This window comes from Jannaschia pohangensis (genome assembly GCF_900113875.1).
GTDB classification, from domain to species: Bacteria; Pseudomonadota; Alphaproteobacteria; order Rhodobacterales; family Rhodobacteraceae; genus Jannaschia; species Jannaschia pohangensis.
The window spans coordinates 1165122-1184460 of sequence record NZ_FORA01000001.1 but is presented as its reverse complement, the minus strand read 5'-3'; the positions used below and the strand labels follow the sequence as shown (position 1 = coordinate 1184460).

At 66.1% G+C, this 19339-nt stretch carries 20 protein-coding genes; 9 read left to right on the top strand and 11 right to left on the bottom strand.

What is annotated here, in order from left to right:
• Positions 1-141: 141 nt before the first annotated feature.
• Both BM002_RS05955 and BM002_RS05950 read left to right on the top strand, forming a co-directional pair.
• Positions 142-519 carry an NADH:ubiquinone oxidoreductase subunit NDUFA12 gene (locus BM002_RS05955; RefSeq protein ID WP_175484813.1) on the top strand — a complete coding sequence of 126 codons (378 nt, stop codon included), beginning with the start codon at positions 142-144 and terminating at the stop codon, positions 517-519.
• Positions 516-884 carry a DUF2155 domain-containing protein gene (locus BM002_RS05950; RefSeq protein WP_092778200.1) on the top strand — a complete coding sequence of 123 codons (369 nt, stop codon included), beginning with the start codon at positions 516-518 and terminating at the stop codon, positions 882-884. The genes BM002_RS05955 and BM002_RS05950 overlap by 4 nt, the downstream gene beginning before the upstream one ends.
• On the opposite strand, the gene aat is transcribed toward BM002_RS05950, so the two are convergent.
• The 11 genes from aat to BM002_RS05895 all read right to left on the bottom strand — a co-directional run bounded on the left by aat (position 842) and on the right by BM002_RS05895 (position 11870).
• Positions 842-1486, bottom strand: a complete 645-nt coding sequence (aat, locus tag BM002_RS05945; RefSeq protein WP_092778198.1) for a leucyl/phenylalanyl-tRNA--protein transferase — start codon at positions 1484-1486, stop codon at positions 842-844. The genes BM002_RS05950 and aat overlap by 43 nt on opposite strands.
• Before the next feature lie 44 nt (positions 1487-1530).
• Complete coding sequence (locus tag BM002_RS05940; RefSeq protein WP_139212289.1) at positions 1531-2010, bottom strand: hypothetical protein; 480 nt, start codon at positions 2008-2010, stop codon at positions 1531-1533.
• Complete coding sequence (gene accC / locus BM002_RS05935; protein ID WP_092778833.1) at positions 2003-3349, bottom strand: acetyl-CoA carboxylase biotin carboxylase subunit; 1347 nt, start codon at positions 3347-3349, stop codon at positions 2003-2005. Before accC ends, BM002_RS05940 begins: the two co-directional genes overlap by 8 nt.
• 4 nt (positions 3350-3353) lie before the next feature.
• Positions 3354-3842, bottom strand: a complete 489-nt coding sequence (gene accB, locus BM002_RS05930) for an acetyl-CoA carboxylase biotin carboxyl carrier protein (protein WP_092778194.1) — start codon at positions 3840-3842, stop codon at positions 3354-3356.
• Between the two features lie 108 nt (positions 3843-3950).
• Positions 3951-4436 carry a hypothetical protein gene (locus BM002_RS05925; protein WP_092778192.1) on the bottom strand — a complete coding sequence of 162 codons (486 nt, stop codon included), beginning with the start codon at positions 4434-4436 and terminating at the stop codon, positions 3951-3953.
• Positions 4437-4559: 123 nt separating this feature from the next.
• Complete coding sequence (gene acs, locus BM002_RS05920) at positions 4560-6515, bottom strand: acetate--CoA ligase (RefSeq protein WP_092778832.1); 1956 nt, start codon at positions 6513-6515, stop codon at positions 4560-4562.
• 71 nt (positions 6516-6586) lie between these two features.
• Positions 6587-7342 (bottom strand): ABC transporter ATP-binding protein, encoded by a 756-nt coding sequence (locus BM002_RS05915; RefSeq protein ID WP_092778190.1) that lies wholly within the window; start codon positions 7340-7342, stop codon positions 6587-6589.
• A 12-nt stretch (positions 7343-7354) separates the two neighbouring features.
• Positions 7355-8116, bottom strand: coding sequence for an ABC transporter ATP-binding protein (locus BM002_RS05910; protein WP_092778188.1), 762 nt, complete (start codon positions 8114-8116; stop codon positions 7355-7357).
• A gap of 12 nt (positions 8117-8128) precedes the next feature.
• Complete coding sequence (locus BM002_RS05905; RefSeq protein WP_092778186.1) at positions 8129-9328, bottom strand: branched-chain amino acid ABC transporter permease; 1200 nt, start codon at positions 9326-9328, stop codon at positions 8129-8131.
• Positions 9329-9331: 3 nt separating this feature from the next.
• On the bottom strand, positions 9332-10363 hold the full coding sequence (locus BM002_RS05900; protein WP_092778184.1) for a branched-chain amino acid ABC transporter permease: 1032 nt from the start codon (positions 10361-10363) through the stop codon (positions 9332-9334).
• 130 nt (positions 10364-10493) lie between these two features.
• Complete coding sequence (locus BM002_RS05895) at positions 10494-11870, bottom strand: substrate-binding protein (protein ID WP_092778182.1); 1377 nt, start codon at positions 11868-11870, stop codon at positions 10494-10496.
• 248 nt (positions 11871-12118) lie between these two features.
• Here BM002_RS05895 and BM002_RS05890 point away from each other — a divergent pair, with 248 nt between their 5' ends.
• The 7 genes from BM002_RS05890 to BM002_RS19260 all read left to right on the top strand — a co-directional run bounded on the left by BM002_RS05890 (position 12119) and on the right by BM002_RS19260 (position 19321).
• Complete coding sequence (locus tag BM002_RS05890; protein WP_092778181.1) at positions 12119-13411, top strand: short-chain fatty acyl-CoA regulator family protein; 1293 nt, start codon at positions 12119-12121, stop codon at positions 13409-13411.
• A 91-nt stretch (positions 13412-13502) separates the two neighbouring features.
• Positions 13503-13913, top strand: a complete 411-nt coding sequence (locus tag BM002_RS05885; protein ID WP_092778179.1) for a response regulator transcription factor — start codon at positions 13503-13505, stop codon at positions 13911-13913.
• The gene (locus BM002_RS05880; protein ID WP_092778177.1) at positions 13910-14197 is read left to right on the top strand and encodes a hypothetical protein; all 288 of its coding nucleotides are present in this window, start codon (positions 13910-13912) and stop codon (positions 14195-14197) included. Before BM002_RS05885 ends, BM002_RS05880 begins: the two co-directional genes overlap by 4 nt.
• A complete protein-coding gene (locus BM002_RS05875; protein WP_092778175.1) occupies positions 14194-16851 on the top strand; it encodes a sensor histidine kinase in 2658 nt (885 codons plus the stop codon). Before BM002_RS05880 ends, BM002_RS05875 begins: the two co-directional genes overlap by 4 nt.
• 137 nt (positions 16852-16988) lie before the next feature.
• Complete coding sequence (locus BM002_RS05870) at positions 16989-18191, top strand: flagellar motor switch protein FliM (protein WP_139212288.1); 1203 nt, start codon at positions 16989-16991, stop codon at positions 18189-18191.
• A gap of 84 nt (positions 18192-18275) precedes the next feature.
• Complete coding sequence (locus BM002_RS05865) at positions 18276-19052, top strand: HpcH/HpaI aldolase family protein (protein WP_245749139.1); 777 nt, start codon at positions 18276-18278, stop codon at positions 19050-19052.
• 131 nt (positions 19053-19183) lie between these two features.
• Positions 19184-19321, top strand: a complete 138-nt coding sequence (locus tag BM002_RS19260; RefSeq protein ID WP_175484812.1) for an RSP_7527 family protein — start codon at positions 19184-19186, stop codon at positions 19319-19321.
• Positions 19322-19339 lie beyond the last annotated feature (18 nt).

The following is a 19339-nucleotide window of genomic DNA, read 5'->3' as shown; positions in this document are numbered from 1 at the left end:
GACAATTGCGCGCAGGATACAGGGCGCGCGCGGCGGGTTCCAGCACGAACGGCGCGCGTGACTTTGCCGCGCGGGCCTCCGCGACCTTGACCGTCCGGCCCTGCGGTGTAGACGGGGGCAAGCGTGTGCGGAGGGATCGACATGGCCGGATTTCTGAAACGACTGGTGTCCTGGTGGGATGGTCAGAGCTTTGGCACGGCCCTGTGGACACGCCGCTTCGGCACCCGCGTGGGCGAAGATGCGGACGGCAATGTCTATTTCAACAATGCCGACGACACGCGCCGGTGGGTGCATTACGTGGGCGAGAATGACGCCTCGAACGTGCCGCCCGACTGGTTCGGCTGGCTGCATCACACCTTCGCCTTGCCGCCGACCAAGGATCCGATTGTCCACAAGACGTGGGAAAAGCCGCACCAGCCGAACCTGACCGGATCGGCGGCGGCCTTTGCCCGCCCGGGATCGCTCCGGCGGGCCGACCCCAAGCCCGCCTCCGATTACGAGGCCTGGACCCCGGAATGATCCGCGCGCTTGCCGTTATGTCGATCGCGCTGGCCGGGTCTGCCGCGGCGCAGGCGGTGCAGACCGGAAACGGCCTGGGCGCGGTGCTGCGCACACTCGACAAGACATCGGGCGAAGTGATCGACGTGGAAATGGGTTTGGGTCAGACCATGGCCTATGGTCCCCTTCAGATCACGCTGCATGAATGCCGATATCCCGCGAACAACCCGTCGGGCGATGCCTTCGCCCTGATGCAGATCGTCGACGCCCGCGCGGTGACCGAATTGTTCAGCGGCTGGATGGTCGCTTCTTCCCCGGCGCTCAACGCGCTGGAACATCGGCGCTATGATGTCTGGGTTCTCAGGTGCAGGACGTCCGACAACTGAGGAATCGGCCCCGTTAGCCGGGCCGTCCGGTTCAACGCCACTTCCAGTTTCGCGCGATATTGTGCGCGCGGGATCTCGACTGCGCCGAGCGAGGCAAGGTGTTCGGTCAGGAATTGCGTATCGAACAGCATGAATCCCCGAGCGCGCAGCAAGGCTACCGAATAGGCCAACGCGACCTTCGACGCATCCCGGACCCTTGAAAACATCGATTCCCCGAAGAAGGCCGCGCCGAGCGTCACGCCATAGACGCCGCCGACAAGCGCGCCGCCCTGCCGGACCTCGACCGAATGGGCGAACCCGGCCAGATGCAATTCGTGGTAGAGGCGGGCGATCTCGGGGTTGATCCAGGTCTCCTGCCGGTCCGCGCAACCATCGAGGACGCCCATGAAATCCGCGTTCAGGGTGATATCGAACCGATCCTGACGGATGACCTTGGCAAGGCTCCGCGACAGGCGAAAACCATCAAGGGGCATGACGCCGCGCCGCTTGGGATCGACCCAGAAGATCTCCGGATCGTCCCGGCTTTCGGCCATGGGAAACACGCCCGAGGCATAGGCCATCAGAAGCGTTTCGGGCGTGATATCTGGCGTGTCGCGGGGCATGGCGGCAGTCTAGCGCCAAGGAGCAGGCCGGGGAAAGTGCCCCGTCAGCCCTGGGTCACCGGGATCGGGCGCGGCGGCAGGGGCCCGGGCACGGGTTCGCGCGGCGGGGCCGGGTCAAGCGGCCCGTCGCAGCGTTTTGCGACGGTCACCGCCTCGATCGCGGCCAGCCGCAGGTTGCCGGACGCGGTGACAAGCTGCGTCGCTTCCTGTCCGATGACCGAGGCGAGCGCGCCCGCCGGTCCGCCGATGATGGTGCCCGCCATGTTGGCGACGATCCCGGTGGTGGGCCGACGCTCCCGCGCCTGGGTCCGCAATGCGGCGCGCGACGCTTCGAGGCCGCGGCAATCCAGGGTCGTGAAGGCGTCCGCATAGGTGTCGAAGTTGCGCGCGTCGCGCCCGCTGGAAAACAGCGCATTGCCGGGGGGCACGCCGATCGCACCCGCCGCCACGCCCGGCTCCGGCTTGTCGCCGCAGGCCGCCAACAGGCCCGTCAGGCCAAGCACGAGGATGAGCGTTCTAGCCAAGATGCGTTTCCAACCATTTTTCGAGCCAATGGATCGTATAGTCGCCGGTCTGAACCGCCGGTTCGTCCAGCAAGGCCCGGAATAGCGGGATCGTGGTGTCCACGCCGTCCACGATCAACTCGCCAAGGGAGCGGCTGAGCCGGGCCAGAGCCTCGTCCCGGTCGCGACCGTGAACGATCAGCTTGCCGATCAGACTGTCGTAGTAGGGAGGGATCGAATAGCCGTCGTAGAGCGCGCTATCCATCCGCACCCCCAGACCGCCGGGCGCATGGTATTGCGTGATCCGACCGGGCGAGGGCGAGAAATTCGGCAGCTTCTCGGCGTTGATCCGAACCTCGATGGCGTGGCCGTTGATGTGCAGGTCTTCCTGCTGGAACGACATCGGATAGCCTGCGGCCACGCGGATCTGTTCGCGCACCAGATCGACGCCGAAAATGGCCTCGGTCACCGGATGCTCCACCTGAAGGCGGGTGTTCATCTCGATGAAATAGAATTCGCCGTTCTCGTAGAGGAACTCGATCGTGCCGGCGCCGGCATAGTTGATCTTGGCCACTGCCTCGGCGCAGGTCTTGCCGATGGCGGCGCGCTGCTCGGGGGTAATGGACGGGCCCGGGGCCTCTTCGAACACCTTCTGGTGACGCCGCTGAAGCGAACAGTCGCGCTCGCCCAGGTGGACGGCGCGGCCCTTGCCGTCGCCGAAGACCTGCACTTCGATGTGGCGCGGGGTGCCCAGGTATTTCTCGATATAGACTTCGTCGTTGCCGAAGGCCGCTTTGGATTCGCTGCGCGCGGTGCGGAAGGCGTTTTCCAGGTCCGCCGCCGTCTTGGCCAGCTTCATGCCGCGCCCGCCGCCGCCGGCGGTCGCCTTGATGATGACCGGATAGCCCATGTCGTCGGCCACCGCGCGCGCGTCTTCCAGCGTCGGCACACCGCCGTCGGAGCCGGGCACGCAGGGCACGCCCAGGTTCTTCATCGTGTCCTTGGCCGTGATCTTGTCGCCCATGATGCGGATGTGTTCCGCCGTGGGGCCGATGAAGGTGATCCCGTGATCCTCGAGCACCTGAACGAAGGCCGCGTTTTCCGACAGGAAGCCATAGCCGGGGTGGATCGCCTCCGCCCCCGAGATTTCGCAGGCCGAGATGATGGCCGGGATCGACAGATAGGACTGCGTGCCGGGGGCCGGGCCGATGCAGATGGATTCGTCTGCCATGCGCACATGCATCGCGTCCGCGTCGGCGGTCGAATGCACGGCGACGGTCGCCACGCCCATCTCGCGGGCGGCGCGGACCACGCGCAAGGCGATTTCGCCGCGGTTGGCGATGAGGATCTTCTTGAACATCAGGTCACCCCAGGATGACCAGAGGGGCACCATATTCAACCGGCGCGCCATCCTCGACCAGGATGCGCTTGATCTTGCCGGCGCGCGGGCTCGGGATCTGGTTCATGGTCTTCATCGCCTCGACGATCAGGATCGTCTGGCCTTCGGCGACGTTGTCTCCGACCTGGATGAAGTTGGCGGCCCCGGGTTCGGGGGCCAGATAGACGGTGCCGACCATGGGCGAGGTCACGGCGCCAGGATCCTGTGCCGGGTCGGTGGTCGTGGCGGCGGCAGGCGCAGAGGCAGCGGCCGATTGTGGCGCGGGTGCAGCGGCGACCGGGGCCGAGACCTGCATGGCAGCAGGAGCGGCCATCATCTGACGGGCGACGCGGACATCGAGGCTGTCATCTTCGCCATAGGACCGGCTGACTTCCAATTCAGTCAGATCGTTCTCCCGAAGGAGTTCGGCCAGTGCCTTGATGAAGGCGACGTCGCTGTCGTGGGGTTTGCTCATGCCATCCTCGCTGCCAGTTTTGCGCAGGCTTACCCGTTCCTGCGGGCGAGGGGAAGCACCCGCGACCAGCCGGGCCAGGCGCACCGGGTCCGGCTGGGTCGCGGCGGGTCAGGCGATGCGGCTGCTGTCGGCCTTGGTGGGGTCTGGCTTGGCGTCCTCACTCTTGCGTTCGGCCTCGGCCGTCAGCTTGGGCAGGGCGTCGGGGGCAACGGGAATCCGTGACAGGATTTCCTGGGCCACCAGACGGTCGCGGGCCGCCTCGACCTGTCGGCGCGCCTCGGCGCCCTCGGCTTCGGCGTTTCGCACACCGGCGAGGCGGGTCGCATCGCTGTCGGCGTCGATGGCACCGGCCGTCGTGTCCCGGCCATCGCCGCGACTGGCCGAAGGTGCCGGTGACGCGCGGGTCGGGGTCGGGGGCGGAACGGCGCGGGGCATGCCGCCGGCCTGAACGTTCTGGGCCGGGGCACCGCCGCGGGTTGCATCCGTGGATCCCTGTGCCGAAGGCTTGGCCTCGGCCTGGGACGGAACCTGCGCCGTGACGGAATGGCCCCCCGGCTTTGCAGCAGGGGGCAGGAGGGCGGACAAGGTGGACATCGAAAACTCCTTGGTCGTGTGGTGGAAGGAACCCCCGGAGCTCCAGTCTACCGCATCAAGACCCCTTTCCGGACTCAATTCCGCAAGATGAGTTAACGAAGTCTGAACAATTTCAGTAAGATGTTATCTGTTCATCCTGTTTTCGATCAGGTCGTCCACCACGCTCGGGTCCGCCAGGGTCGAGGTGTCACCCAGAGCCCCATAGTCGTTTTCCGCAATTTTCCGCAGGATCCGGCGCATGATCTTGCCCGATCGCGTCTTGGGCAGGCCCGGAGCCCATTGGATCAGGTCCGGCTTGGCAATCGGGCCGATCTCGCCACGGACCCAGACTTCCAGCTCCTTGCGCAGCTCTTCCGAAGGCTCTTCGCCGCCCATCAGGGTGACATAGGCATAGATGCCCTGACCCTTCACCGCGTGCGGATAGCCGACGACAGCCGATTCGGAGACTTTGGGATGCGCGACCAGCGCGCTTTCGACCTCCGCCGTGCCCATTCGGTGGCCCGAGACGTTGATGACATCATCGACCCGGCCCGTGATCCAGTAATAGCCGTCCGCGTCGCGGCGGCATCCGTCGCCGGTGAAGTAGTAGTTCTTGTAGTCCGAGAAATAGGTCTTCTCGAACCGCTCATGATCGCCCCAGACGGTCCGCATCTGGGCGGGCCAGCTGTCCTTGATGCAGAGCACGCCTTCGGCCACCGTCTCGTGGATTTCCGCGCCCGTCGTCGGCTCCAGAATGACGGGCTGCACGCCGAAGAACGGCAGAGTGGCCGACCCGGGCTTGGTCGCGGTCGCGCCGGGCAGGGGGGTCAGAAGATGACCGCCTGTTTCCGTTTGCCACCAGGTGTCGACGATGGGGCACCGGCCCTTGCCGACGATGTCGTTGTACCAGTTCCAGGCCTCGGGATTGATCGGCTCGCCCACTGTTCCCAGAACCTTCAGGCTGCCCAGGTCATAGGGTTCGACAAACTGGTTGCCCTGACCCATCAGCGCCCGGATCGCCGTGGGGGCGGTGTAGAACTGGTTGACCTTGTGCTTGTCGCAGACCGCCCAGAACCGGCCCGCATCGGGGTAGGTCGGCACCCCTTCGAACATCAGGGTGGTCGCGCCGTTGGCGAGCGGGCCATAGACGATATAGCTGTGCCCCGTGACCCAGCCGACATCCGCCGTGCACCAGAAGATGTCCCCGTCGTGATAGTCAAAGGTATATTTCTGCGTCATCGACGCAAAGACAAGATAGCCGCCCGTGGTGTGGACGACGCCCTTGGGCTGACCGGTCGATCCGGATGTATAGAGGATGAAGAGCGGATCCTCGGCGGCCATCTCTTCGGGGGGGCAATCGGCCGAAACCTTTTCCTCTTCCTCGTGCAGCCAAAAGTCGTTTGCGGAACGGAAGGCGATCTGCTGACCGGTGCGCCGCACGATCAGGCACTTCACGTCGTCGGTATCGTGAAGCAGGGCCTTGTTGACGTTGTCCTTCAGGTTGGTGATCCGGCCGCCGCGCGGCGCGCCGTCGGCGGTGATGACCACCTTGGCGTCGCACCCGTTGATCCGGGCGGCCAGCGCGTCGGCCGAAAAGCCGGCGAAGACGATCGAATGGATCGCGCCGATCCGGGCGGAGGCGAGCATGGCATAGGCCGCCTCGGGGATCATCGGCATGTAGAGGACGACGCGGTCGCCCTTGCCCACGCCCATGGACTTGAGGACGTTGGCGAATTTGCAGACGTTGCGGTGCAGCTCGCGGTAGGTGATGTGCAAGGCATCGTCATCGGGGCTGTCGGGTTCCCAGATGATGGCGGTCTGGTCGCCGCGCGTCTCCAGGTGGCGGTCGATGCAATTGGCCGCAACGTTCAGCGTGCCATCCTCGTACCACTTGATGCTGACGTTGCCGGGCGCGAACGAGGTGTCCTTGACCCTTGTATAGGGCTTGATCCAGTCGATGCGCTTGCCGTGTTCGGCCCAGAACGCCTCCGGGTCCTCGATCGATGCCTGATACATCGCGTCATAGGTCGCGCGGTCGGCATGGGCCTTGGCCGCGAAGGCGTCCGAAGGCGGATAGAGTTTCTCGTTGTCGTCAAGCATGTCGTGTTCCTTCTGCACCGCAGGGAAGTCATTCGGGGCGCGGGGCGGGCCACGCCCCCGGTGTCGTCGCGTCAGATCGCCAGGTATTCGGCGCGCAGGGCTTCGTCGCCCAGAACCTCGGCGGCCGATCCGTCAAAGACGACCCCGCCGGTGTCGAGGATGACGGCCCGGTCGGCCAGCTCCAGAGCCCGGACGGCGTTCTGTTCCACGAGGATCGTGGTGATGCCGAGTTTCTTGATCTCGATCAGCGTCTTCTCGATCTCGTCCACGATGACGGGTGCCAGACCCTCGTAGGGTTCATCGAGGAGCAGCAGCTTGAGATCCCGGCAAAGGGCGCGGGCGATGGACAGCATCTGCTGCTCGCCGCCCGAGAGTGTCGTGCCTTCCTGCGTGCGCCGCTCGCCCAGTCGTGGGAACAGCTCATAGACCCGCTCGATGGACCAGCCGATGGGCGGGGCGATCTGTGCCAGCTTCAGGTTCTCCTCGACCGTGAGGCCGGGGATGATCCGACGATCTTCGGGCACGAGGCCGAGGCCTGCCTGGCTTGCCTCGAAGGCCTTCATCAGGTGCAGCGGCTTGTGATCCAGCCAGATCTCGCCCTTCTTGAGCTCCGGATTGTCGAGCCGGGCGCAGGTCCGCAGGGTCGATGTCTTGCCCGCCCCGTTGCGTCCCAGAAGGGCCAGGATCTCGCCCTCGTGGACGTTGAAGCTGACGCCCTGCACGATGTAGCTTTCGCCGTAATAGGCATGGATGTCATGCACGCTGAAAAAGGCGGGCGCGGTGGCGGCCTGGTTGGCCTCGCGGGTGAAGTCGGGTTTGACGTTCATGGCGTGGCTCCCTCAGTGGCCCGAGGACTCACCCAGATACGCTTCGCGCACCTTGGGATGGCCCTTGATGTTGTCCGGTGTGTCCTCGACCAGGGGGGTGCCCTGGGCCAGGACCGTGATGCGCTCGGCCAGGCTGAAGACGACGTGCATGTCGTGTTCGATGATGGCGATGGTGATCGGGCGAGTCGCGCTGATGTGCTTGAGCAGGTCGATGGTGTTGTTGGTGTCGGCCCGCGCCATGCCGGCCGTCGGTTCGTCCAGCAGCAGAAGCCGCGGTTCCTGTGCCAGGCACATGCCGATTTCGAGCCGCCGCTTGTCACCGCGGGACATGGACGCCGCGTGCATGTCGCGCTTGTCGGCCATGTTCATGTCGTCGAGCATGTGCTCGGCCCGCTCGATGATCTCCTTGTCCTTCATCATCGACCCGTACGCGTTCAGCTCGAAGGCCCCGTCGCGCTTGGCGAAGCAGGGGATCATCATGTTCTCCATCACTGACAGGTCGCCGAAGATCTCGGGTGTCTGGAACACGCGCGAGATGCCCATCTGGTTGATCTCGTAGGGTTTGCGCCCCAGGACCGACTGACCCTCGAAGGTGACGGATCCGGTGTCGGGGATCAGCTTGCCCACAAGGCAGTTGAGCAGGGTCGACTTGCCGGCGCCGTTCGGCCCGATGATCGCATGGACCGACCCTTCGGCGACCGAGAGATTGACGTCGGACAGGGCCTGAAGACCTCCGAACCGCTTGCCGACGTTCTTGATTTCGAGAATGCCCATGATGGTTCCTCCTCACTCGGCCGGGGTTTGCGCTTTGGTGGATGCCTCAGCGGACTTCTTGCGACGGAACAGCCCCGCAATTTTCTGTCCGCCCTGCACCAGACCACCGGGCAGGAAGATCACGACCAGCATGAAGACGATGCCGAGCGTCAGGTTCCAGCCCTTGCCGATGAAGGGATAGATGAGGGCGACGACCGCGTCCTCCATCCCGTCGGGCAGGAAGGCAAACCAGCTGTGGAGCGTTGCCTCGTTGATCTTGGAGACGATGTTTTCCATGTACTTGATGAGACCCGCGCCAAGCACCGGCCCGATCAGCGTGCCGACGCCGCCCAGGATGGTCATCACGACCACTTCGCCCGAGGCCGTCCAGAACATCCGCTCCGCCCCCGCCAGCGGGTCCATCGCCGCCATCAAGCCACCGGCCAGACCGGCATACATGCCCGAGATCACGAAACAGGCCAGCATGTAGGGCTTGGTGTTAAGGCCGGTATAGTTCAGGCGCTGCTGGTTCGACTTGATCGCGCGCAGCATCATCCCGAAGGGCGACCGCGTGATACGGATCGACAGGTAGAAGGCGGCCAGCATGAAGGCGCCCGCAAGGTAGTAGCCGAGGTTCAGCGTGAAAGCCCAATCCCCGAACCGCATCGTGGTCGTGGCCCGCATTTCGTAGCCGAAGAGCGATGGCGCCGGGATGTTGCCCGCAACCGCCGCCGCCCCGTCGAGGATGCGCGGATCGGACAGCGCCGTCTGAAGCCCGGTCTCGCCCCCGGTGAGCGACGTGAGGACCGAAGCGGCGAGGGCAAAGGCCATCTGCGCGAAGGCCAGCGTCAGGATCGAGAAGTAGATGCCCGACCGGCGCAGCGACACGAAGCCGATGAGCAGGGCAAAGAGACCCGCCACGATCGTCGAGACAAGGATCGCCGGCAGCACGTTGATCGTCAGCAGCTTGAGCATCCAGACCGCGGCATACGACCCGGTGCCCAGGAAGGCGGCGTGACCGAAAGACAGATAGCCGGTCAGGCCAAACAGGATGTTGAAGCCGATGGCGAAGATCCCGAAGATCACGAAGCGCTGCATCAGGTCGGGATAACCCGCGTTGAACTGCGCCATGGCGCTGTCGACGGGGAAGGGGTTCAGGAATACCGGCGCGAAGACCACCAGGATGGTGACGAGCAGCAGAAGTCGAAAGTCCTTTGCGTTCAGACCAAGCATGGATCAATCCTCCATCACGCCCTTGCGGCCAAGCAGGCCACGCGGACGGGTAAGCAAAATGAGCACGGCGACCAGGTAGATCACGATGTTGTTGATGCCGGGGAAGAAGTCGGTGACGACGGTCATCGAGGCAAATGCCTCGAGGATGCCGAGCACGAAGCCCGCAAGCACGGCCCCCGGAAGCGACCCCATGCCACCCACCACGACCACCACGAAGGAGATCACGAGGAAGTCCATTCCCATGTGGTAATTGGGCGAGTTGATCGGGGCGTACATCACACCCGCAAGGCCCGCCACGGCAGCGGCGATGCCGAACATGATGGTGAACCGCTTGTCGATGTTGATGCCCAGAAGGCCCACGGTTTCACGGTCCGCCATGCCGGCCCGGACAACCATCCCGAAGGTGGTGAACTGAAGGAAGGCGAAGACGGCGCAGATGATGACCGCCGAGAACAGGAAATAGACCAGACGCCAGAGCGGATAGGTGATCGTGTTCGCATCGAACCCGAGCATGGCGCCGAAGTCGAACACACCGTCCAGCGCATCGGGCGCGGGGGCCGGGATCGGGTTCGCACCATAGAAATACTTGACGATCTCCTGCAGCACGATGGCCAGGCCGAACGTCACCAGGATCTGGTCCGCGTGCGGGCGCTTGTAGAAATGCTTGATGAGGCCGCGTTCCATTACCACGCCCAGGACGATCATGACCGGAATGGCCAGGATGATCGCCAGTGGCACGGACCAGTCGATGATCGCGTTGCCCGTCGATTCTCCGAACCATTCATAGATGTAGGGCACATCCACCTTCATCGGATTGCCCAGGAAGTCCGTGCGTGTCTCGTCGATCACCGTATGGCTGAGCGTCAGGATCTTCTGAAGCGTCACGGCGCAGAAGGCCCCGATCATGAACAGGGCCCCATGGGCGAAGTTCACCACGCCGAGCGTGCCGAAGATGAGTGTCAGACCGAGCGCGATGAGCGCGTATGCCGAGCCCTTGTCGAGCCCGTTGAGCGTCTGGAGGATGATTGCGTCCATTATCCCACCCCTTGCGGTTGGAATGCGTGTGCGTTGAGGCCCGCATCAGGCGGGCAATCGGGGAAGCGGGGGCGGCAGGCTGACCGGCCGCGAACCGTGGCGGGGGATGTCCCCGCCACGGATGCAGGCGTCAGGCGCCCGGGTTGCAGGTGCCCAGGGCACCGCCCGCGAACTGCGGGTGATCGGGGGCATAGGTGACCTGCTCGACCGGGGTGACCTCGACGATTTCGACCAGGTCGAACTCGTTCTCGGGGTTCTCCTTGCCGCGCACCACGAGGACGTCCTTGAAGCACTGGTGGTCATCGGCACGATAGAGCGTCGGGCCGTTGCCCATGCCGTCGAACTCGAAGCCTTCGAGGGCTTCGACCACGGCGCAGGGGTTGAACGACCCGGCCCGCGCCACGGCATCCGCATAGAGCAGCGTCTGGACATAGCAGGTGTGGGCCGCCTGCGAGGGCGGGAAGCCGAACTTGGTGCCGAACGACTGCACGAAGGCATTGGTGCCCGAATAACGCGCGCCCAACTGGTTCTCCAGCTTCCAGTCCCAGTTCTGCGAGCCGAGGATGCCGCCGATGTTGGCGCCTGCACCGCGTGCCATCAGCTCCGAGTAGAGCGGGACGACGATCTCGAACTGCTTGCCGTTGGCCTGCTGTGCGCGAAGGCCGAACTGCACGGCGTTGGTCAGCGAGTTGACCATGTTTCCGCCGTAGTGGTTCAGAACCAGAACATCCGCACCCGAAGACAGGACCGGCGCGATGTAGGACGAGAAGTCGGTCTGCGTCAGCGGCGTCTTCACGGCGGCGACGGTTTCCCAACCCAGGGCTTCGGTCGAGGTGCGGATCGCTTCCTCGGTCGTGTAGCCCCAGTTGTAGTCGGCGGTCAGGTGATAGGCCTTGCGGTCCGCGCCGTACTGCGCGGCCAAGATCGGCGCCAGCGCCGCACCGGACATGTAGGAGTTAAAGAAATGGCGGAAACCATTGGCCTTCTTGTCCTTGCCGGTGGTGTCGTTGGAGTGCGTCAGGCCGGCCATGAAGATGATGCCGGCTTCCTGGCAGAGGGCCTGTACGGCAACGGCCACGCCCGAGGACGAGCCGCCGGAAATCATCACGGCACCGTCTTTTTCGATCATGGACTTGGCAGCGGCGCGGGCGGCGTCGGGCTTGGTCTGTGTGTCGCCGGTCACGTACTCGACGCGACGGCCCAGGATGCCCGTGCCGTCCAGCGTCTTGGACGAGAAGGTCGACAGCATGCCGCCGTCACCTTCGCCGTTCAGATGCTCGACCGCCAGCTCGAATGCGCGCAGCTCGTCCGCGCCTTCGTCTGCGTAGGGGCCGGTCTGGGGGACGTTGAAGCCCAGGGTCACGGAGCCTTCGCCCGGCGCGTTGGTGAAGCCGGTGTGGCCATCGGACCAGGCGGCCCCGGTGAACAGCGTCGGAACGGCGAGACCGGCACCAGTGGCGGCGCCGGTTTTCATCACGCCACGGCGGGTGAAATTCGTCTTGGTCATGAAGACCCTCCCTAATTGGTGTGTCCCGTGGCATCCTCCCTCAAGGCCGCACGGGTCGGACCCGCCAATTGACGAGTCGTGCACACTATCGCGGCAATGAGGTGAAGACTTCAATAAGACTCCGAATTGCCATGGTTTTTCTGTAAAGAAAATGACATAAACGCTTTGGGTTTTGTAAATTCGTTCTCTCGCGATCGCAGAAGGCCCGCTTTTGCAATTGCAGCAAGTCCGCCGGATCAGGAGGTTGCATGCCCCGCTCCATGCCAACCGGAAGTCGGATTCGCGACCGCAGGCTTGAGCTTGCCATCAAACAAGGCGCTTTGGCGGCAAAAGTCGGGATCTCGCCCTCTTATCTGAATCTGATCGAGCACAACCGCCGCCCCATCGGTGGCAGCCTTTTGATCCGGCTGGCCGAGGCGCTCGGGGTCGACCGCGCCGCCCTGTCCGAAGATGGTGACAGCGGCCTCGTGAGCGCGGTGCAGGCGGCGGGTGCTGCGCGCGGCCTCGGGCCCGACAGCCTGGCGCAGGCCGCGGACCTGGCCCGGCGGCTCCCCGATTGGGCCCGGGTGATTCAGGCCCAGGCCCAGGCGCTTGCCGCGCAGGCTCGCACCATCGAGGCGATGTCGGACCGCCTGGCCCATGACCCGTCACTGGCCGAGGCGATGCATGAACTTCTTTCGACCGTCTCGGTTGTCCGGTCGACGGCGTCGATCCTGGCACAGACCCCCGAGATCGATCCGAACTGGTTGGCCCGATTTCACGCCAACCTCGATGAAGACAGCCGCCGCTTGGCCGAGGGGGCCGAGGCGGTTGTCGGGCTCTTCGACCGCAAGGCGACGGCGGGGGACGGGAACCTGTTGCCCTCCGAAGGCGTGGCCCGGTTCCTCGAGGCGCAGGACGATCTGGCCGGGGCGCTGGAAGGGCCGTCCGGCGGAGCAGCCGTCCCGGATCTCGTCGCCGGGATCGCCGACCCCGCCACACGCACGCTCGCCGCCGAAGTCCTGACCCGCGACGCCGCCGATGCCGCGCGCCTGCCGCGACCGCTGGTCGAGATGGCGCGGACACCCGACGATCTGATCGACGCGGCCCAGGGCGATATGGCGCTTGTCCTGCGGCGCATGGGTCTGGCGGTCCCGGGGCGGGGTCTGGTGATCTGCGACGCGGCCGGCGCGATGATCCGGCGCAAGCCCGTGGCCGGGTTTCCCCTGCCGGTGGTGGGGGCCGGCTGTCCGCTCTGGCCCGTCTATGCGGCGTTTCGGCAACCCGGTCGGGCGCTTGCCGCGCGGATCGAGACGCCCGACGGCGCGGGCTGGCAGGTTCATGCGGTCGCGGCCTCGGTCACGCCGCCCAAATTCGGGACGGAGCCTGTCCTGCAATCCACGATGCTCCTGACCCGCGCCGACACGCCGGGCCGGGCCGAGCCCGTGGGGCCAGGGTGCCGAACCTGTCCGCGCGCCGATTGCGCCGCGCGCAGGGAGCCGTCCGTCCTGTCCGAACCGGTCGCCCCGGGGGCCGCGGCCCTGCTCCCGGCGAGACCTTGACCGACTGGCGCGGCGCGCCCCGCCCTCTGGACAGATCGGACAGAAGCGAACACAGTCGCAGGGCCAGACGTGACCGGAGGGGAGGCCGGCCATGACCGCAGACCAATCGGCACCGCAGACAAGTCCGGGACGCGTCCTTCTGATCGAGGATGAGCCCAACATTGCCACGGCCATCGCGTTCATCCTGCAACGCGACGGCTGGCGCGTGTCGACGCATTCCGACGGGACGACGGCGCTCGAGGCGGTCGATCGGCACGCGCCGGATGTGGTGGTGCTGGATGTCATGCTTCCGGGAAAGTCGGGCTTCGACATCCTGGGCGCGATCCGGGACGGGGAGCGTTCGGCCCTTCCGGTGCTGATGCTGACGGCCAAGGGGCAGACCAAGGACCGGGAACGCGCCGAGGCCCTGGGGGTCAGCCGGTTCATGACGAAGCCGTTTTCCAACCGCGATTTGCTGGATGCCGTGCGCGAACTGGCGGGTGCACCGGACGGTACGGGGTGAGCGACCTGCTCGATCCCGCCGCGAATGCGGCGCAGCGGCGCGCCCGGATGCGCTCGCGGATCGCCGATGCGGCCCGCCTGCTGCCGTTCCTCGGCGGGGTTCTCTTCCTTGTCCCGGACCTCGTGCTGTCAGGCTCCGCGACCGAAGGGGCGACCGCGCCGTGGCTTGCCTATCTCTTTGTCGCCTGGGCCGCCCTGATCGGCTGCGCCTTCTGGATCGCCCGGCTGCATGCGCGGGCCCGGGACGACGACGGGGCGGCACCAGCGCCTGACTCCGCCCTATGAACCTCACGTTCAACCTGCTGGTCGCGGTCTGCCTGGCCTATGTCGCGTTCCTGTTCGTGATGGCCTTCGCCGGGGAGCGGCAGGCGGCGCGGGGCGGCGGCCTTCTGCGGGGGCCGGGCATCTATACCCTGTCGCTTTCGATCTATTGCACCGCCTGGACGTTTTATGGCGCGGTCGGCTACGCGGCGCGGTCCGGGCTGGAGTTCATGACGATCTATCTCGGCCCGACGCTGGTCTTCGTCGGCTGGTGGTGGGTCCTGCGCAAGCTGGTGCGGATTGGACGGGCCGAGCGGATCACTTCCATCGCCGACATTCTGTCCAGTCGCTACGGCAAGTCCAATCTGCTCGCCGTGATCGTGACCATCCTCGCGGTGATAGGGACGACGCCCTACATCTCGCTCCAGTTACAGTCGGTGACCCTGTCCTTCGGAGTGTTCGCCACCTCGGGCGATGCGGCGGGCCAGACATCGCTCGCCTTCTGGGTCGCGACGGGCCTTGCCGTCTTCACGATCCTCTTCGGCACCCGGAACCTCGACGCGAACGAGCGTCACGACGGGATCGTCACCGCCATCGCCGTCGAATCCATCGTCAAGCTGGTGGCGCTCCTCTCGGTCGGTATCTTCGTGGTCTGGGGCCTGAACGACGGTCTGTCGGGGGCGGCTGCGACCATCGCCGCCTCGCCGCTGGCCGACTGGACGGCGACGCCGGGCCGATGGGCGGGGCTGATCTTCGTATCTGCGGCGGCGATCATCTGCCTGCCGCGCATGTTCCAGGTGCTGGTGGTCGAGAACACCGATGAGCGGCATCTGGCGACCGCCTCCTGGGCGTTTCCGCTCTACCTGCTGGCGATGTGCCTTTTCGTGGTGCCGATTGCCGCCACAGGCCTCGCGCGGATGCCCGCGGGGGCCAACCCCGACCTCTATGTCCTGACCCTGCCGCTGGCCGAAGGGCGGGACGGGCTGGCGATGCTGGCGTTTCTGGGCGGCTTTTCGTCGGCCACGTCGATGGTGATCGTCGCTTCGGTCGCCCTGGCCACCATGTTGTCGAACCATATCGTCATGCCCCTGTGGCTGGCGTGGCAGGGGCAGGGGCGGGCTTCCATCTCGGGGGATGTACGGCGGGTTGTGCTGGGCGCGCGGCGGGCCTCCATCCTCGTGGTTCTCGCTATGGGCTATGCCTATTACGCTGTCAGCGGGGGCACTTCGGCCCTGGCGGCCATCGGGCTGATTTCCTTTGTGGGGATGGCGCAGGTCCTGCCCGCGCTGATGTTCGGCCTGTTCTGGACGGGGGCGACGCGGATCGGCGCCGCCTCGGGCATCGTGACGGGCTTTGCGATCTGGGCCTGGACGATGCTTCTGCCGGTTCTGATGGGGCCGGGATGGCTGCCGGAAGGTCCCTTCGGCATCGGGGCCCTGCGCCCCGAGGCGATGTTCGGCCTGGGCGGCGATCCGTTCCTGACCTCGCTTCTGCTGTCAATCGGGCTCAACGTCCTGGTCTTCTGTGCGGTGTCCCTTCTGACGGAGCCCACGCAGATGGAGCGCCTGCAGGCTCCGCGTTTCGTTCAGGTCTTCGACCGCGCCGCCCGTCCGCGCGGTCACCGGTCGGGCAGTGCGGGGGCAGAGGAACTGCTGGTCATGGCGCAGCGCATTCTGGGTGCCGCCGAGGCGCAGGCCCTGTTCGGGGCCGCGGCCCGGGGCGAAGGCCGGATCGGCGAGATGCCCCACGTCACACCCGCCCTGCTCGAAACCCTCGAACGTCGCCTTTCGGGGTCGGTCGGGGCCGCCACGGCCCATGCCATGGTCACAGGGATCACCGGCGACTCCATTGTCTCGGTCGAGGATCTGCTGGCCGTGGCCGACGAGACGGCGCAGATCATGGAATATTCCGCGATGCTCCAGTCCCAGTCCGACGAGTTGACCCATACCGCCGAACAGCTGCGCGAGGCGAATGCCAAGCTGACCGCGCTCGGCCGCCAGAAGGACGCCTTCCTGAGCCAGGTCAGCCACGAGCTGCGCACGCCGATGACCTCCATCCGCGCCTTTTCGGAAATCCTGCGGATGGACGGCCTCGAGGAGGAGGAGCGCGCGCGCTATGCCGGGATCATCCAGGACGAAAGCCAGCGCCTGACCCGCCTGCTGGACGATCTTCTGGACCTCAGCGTCCTCGAATCCGGGCAAGGCACGTTGAACCGCACCCGCGCCAGCCTTGCGGATATTCTGGACCGCGCGGTGACGGCCTCGGGCCAGACCGGGCTGGACGTGATCCGCAACCCGGACCAAGAGGATGTGGAGGTCGAGACCGACACCGACCGTCTGGCGCAGGTCTTCATCAACCTCATCACGAACGCCGCCAAGTATTGCGAGGCCGCTGCGCCCTCGCTTCGCATCCGGGTCGGTCTTCAGGGCGAGTCGGTGATGATCGACTTCATCGACAACGGCGCCGGGATCGCCCCACGGGACCGTGGCCTCATCTTCGAAAAATTCGCCCGGCTCAGCGATCAGGCGTCGGCGGGAAGCGCGGGCCTGGGGTTGGCGATCTGTCGCGAGGTGATGATGCGGCTCGACGGGACCATCGACTATCTGCCCGGTCAGGGCGGGGCGGCGTTCCGTGTCCGTCTGCCCCGTCCCGTGGATGCCGCGCGCGCCGCCGAATAGGCCGCATCCGGCGAAAGTTCGCTGCAAATGCAGGGGCCGCAAAGCCTTTGTTAACCCGTTTGGCCCAGACAGACGTCACAGATTCCCCACTGACGGATGTCATGCCGCCCGATTCTCCCTCTCCGACGCTACGCCGTATGGCCGGTGCCGCCCCGCCGGGCGCGGCCCCCGTCGTGCGTCCGGAGGCGCCCGAGCTGGCCCGTGCGCTCAGCACCGGATTGCTGCGTCTGGGCGACGGGATGGCCGGTCTGGGGCTGTCGACATCCGGCCGGATGGCCCGCCGTGTTCCCGGGGCCGAGGCGTTCGACGACATCGATGCGCAGGCGCTCTGCCTTCTGCTCGACCCTCCGGGCGTCGATCTGACCGGCCCGGCCCGTCCGGCGCCCGAGGCTTTGGCGGCGCAGACCGGGCTCATCGTCTTCGACCCGGCCACCACCGATGCCCTGATCGAGGTGCAGACCATCGGGCGCGTCGATGGCGCGGGCCGCCCGCCACGTCGCCCCACGCGGATCGATGCCGCCCTGGCCCAACCCTTTGCGCGCGCCCTGCTGGAGCAGGTGCACGGCATTCTGCCGCCTCGTCACGACGGGCCGATGCCCGGCCCCCTGCGCGCGGGCAGTTTCATTGCGGGCCCGGATTCGCTGGCGTTGGTTCTGACCGCGCCGCAGTTCCTGCGCATCGACATCGCGCTCGGGTTCGGCCACGGCGCACGGACCGGGCGGATCAGCGTCCTGTTGCCCGTCGACGCGGCGTCCCTGCCCGAAGATGGCAGCGCGCCTGACCCCGGTGCCGACTGGCACCGAACCCTGCAGGAAACGGCGATGGCCGCGCCTGTCCGGATCGAGGCGATGCTGCCGACGGTCACCATACCCTTGTCGCGCCTGATCGGGATGAAGGCAGGCGACCTGATCCCGCTGAGCGCATCAGCGCTGTCCAGGGTCACCCTGGTCGGGGGCTCCTCGGGCGTGACATCCCCCGGGCGCAAAACCCTGCCGCGCAACGCCACGTTGGTCGCGCGTCTGGGCCAACTCAATGGCCAGCGCGCCGTCAAGATCGCGGCCCTGCCCGGCGAGGCGGCGGACCCCGCAGCACAGCCGTCGAGCGGCGCGCATGGCACCGCCGTCGCAGGCCCTTCGTTCGGCGGTGACGGCTCGGCGGGGTCGGCCCTGTCGGTGCCGAATGCGGCAAAGTCCGGGGCCATGGCCACTGCCGCCACCGATCAGCTGATGTCCGAAATGCCGGATCTGGATCTCTCGTTCGATCCGGGCGAAGCCGAATTGCCCGATCTGCCGGATTTGCCGGACCTCCCCGATCTCCCCGATCTCCCGGAGCTTCCCTGATCCATCGCCATCGCGACGCGACTTGTGCGCGGCGACCCAAGCTGCAAGCAATTGCAGCGACGCAGATACGGAAGGGGCGCGGCAATGGATGATACGCACACACCAACGGGGCTTCGGGCCCTGATGAAGTCGGGCGCGCCGCTGGCGGGCACATTCATGAAGACGCCGAACCATGTGGTGATGGAAATCCTGATCCTGTCGGGTCTCGATTTTGTCTGCATCGACGCTGAACATGCCCCCTTCGATCGCGGTGCCATGGATGCTTGCATGGCCGTTGCCCGGGCGCGCGACTTTCCTGTCCTTGTCCGCATCGGCGACGGTAGCCCGGCACGCATCCTCGACGTGATGGACATGGGCGCCACCGGCATCGTCGTCCCCCATGTCGACAGCGTGGAGAAAGCGCACGACATCGCCCGCGCGGCCCGCTTCGGCCACGGCGGGCGCGGCTATGCCGGATCGACCCGATGGGCGGAATACACCACCTCCACAATGCCCGCCCTGCTGGCCCGCTCGCAGGCCGAAACCATCGTCATCGCCCAGATCGAGGAGCCGGAGGGGGTAGAGGCCGCCGCCGACATCGCTGCCGTCGAAGGGATCGACGGCCTCTTCACCGGGCCCGCCGACCTGACGGTGTCCTACGGCCACGAAACCCTCGACAATCCGGACCTGCGGGCGGCCATGGCCTCGGTCGGGAAGGTCTGCGCAGCGGCGGGGAAGACCTATGTGACCTGGGTCCCCGACGTCGCGACCGCCCAAGCCTGGCGGCCGAACGGGTTCACGATGTTCTTCGTCTCCTCGGAACATGGCTGGATGTTGCAGGGAGCTCGGGCAACAGCGCAGGGTATCAAGGCGTTGACCTAGCGGCATTTTGCGTCAGGTGCATGGGGGAATTGCTGCAACCGCATTGGTAGTTTGCGGCATCGCGGCATAAGTTGGGATCAACAGGAACAGGGGCGCCGCACGCACCCACCCAACCCGCCGGAGATACCGATATGACGACTGTTGATCTTGATACCATGGCCATCGAAGCCCGTGCCCGCGCCCTGCGCGCCGCCTATGTCCGCGAGATGTTCGCGAGTCTGTTTGCCCGCCTGCGCGGCACTGCCCGGACCGGTTCCGCCCACGCGTGAAGCTGCCGCGATATCGGC

Bases quoted from the DNA above. Each gene is read 5' to 3' on its own strand.
- BM002_RS05955 (WP_175484813.1), top strand. From the start codon at position 142: ATGGCCGGATTTCTGAAACGACTGGTGTCCTGGTGGGATGGTCAGAGC.
- BM002_RS05950 (WP_092778200.1), top strand. From the start codon at position 516: ATGATCCGCGCGCTTGCCGTTATGTCGATCGCGCTGGCCGGGTCTGCC.
- aat (WP_092778198.1), bottom strand. From the start codon at position 1,486: ATGCCCCGCGACACGCCAGATATCACGCCCGAAACGCTTCTGATGGCC.
- accC (WP_092778833.1), bottom strand. From the start codon at position 3,349: ATGTTCAAGAAGATCCTCATCGCCAACCGCGGCGAAATCGCCTTGCGC.
- accB (WP_092778194.1), bottom strand. From the start codon at position 3,842: ATGAGCAAACCCCACGACAGCGACGTCGCCTTCATCAAGGCACTGGCC.
- BM002_RS05925 (WP_092778192.1), bottom strand. From the start codon at position 4,436: ATGTCCACCTTGTCCGCCCTCCTGCCCCCTGCTGCAAAGCCGGGGGGC.
- acs (WP_092778832.1), bottom strand. From the start codon at position 6,515: ATGCTTGACGACAACGAGAAACTCTATCCGCCTTCGGACGCCTTCGCG.
- BM002_RS05915 (WP_092778190.1), bottom strand. From the start codon at position 7,342: ATGAACGTCAAACCCGACTTCACCCGCGAGGCCAACCAGGCCGCCACC.
- BM002_RS05910 (WP_092778188.1), bottom strand. From the start codon at position 8,116: ATGGGCATTCTCGAAATCAAGAACGTCGGCAAGCGGTTCGGAGGTCTT.
- BM002_RS05905 (WP_092778186.1), bottom strand. From the start codon at position 9,328: ATGCTTGGTCTGAACGCAAAGGACTTTCGACTTCTGCTGCTCGTCACC.
- BM002_RS05900 (WP_092778184.1), bottom strand. From the start codon at position 10,363: ATGGACGCAATCATCCTCCAGACGCTCAACGGGCTCGACAAGGGCTCG.
- BM002_RS05895 (WP_092778182.1), bottom strand. From the start codon at position 11,870: ATGACCAAGACGAATTTCACCCGCCGTGGCGTGATGAAAACCGGCGCC.
- BM002_RS05890 (WP_092778181.1), top strand. From the start codon at position 12,119: ATGCCCCGCTCCATGCCAACCGGAAGTCGGATTCGCGACCGCAGGCTT.
- BM002_RS05885 (WP_092778179.1), top strand. From the start codon at position 13,503: ATGACCGCAGACCAATCGGCACCGCAGACAAGTCCGGGACGCGTCCTT.
- BM002_RS05875 (WP_092778175.1), top strand. From the start codon at position 14,194: ATGAACCTCACGTTCAACCTGCTGGTCGCGGTCTGCCTGGCCTATGTC.
- BM002_RS05870 (WP_139212288.1), top strand. From the start codon at position 16,989: ATGGCCGGTGCCGCCCCGCCGGGCGCGGCCCCCGTCGTGCGTCCGGAG.
- BM002_RS05865 (WP_245749139.1), top strand. From the start codon at position 18,276: ATGGATGATACGCACACACCAACGGGGCTTCGGGCCCTGATGAAGTCG.
- BM002_RS19260 (WP_175484812.1), top strand. From the start codon at position 19,184: ATGACGACTGTTGATCTTGATACCATGGCCATCGAAGCCCGTGCCCGC.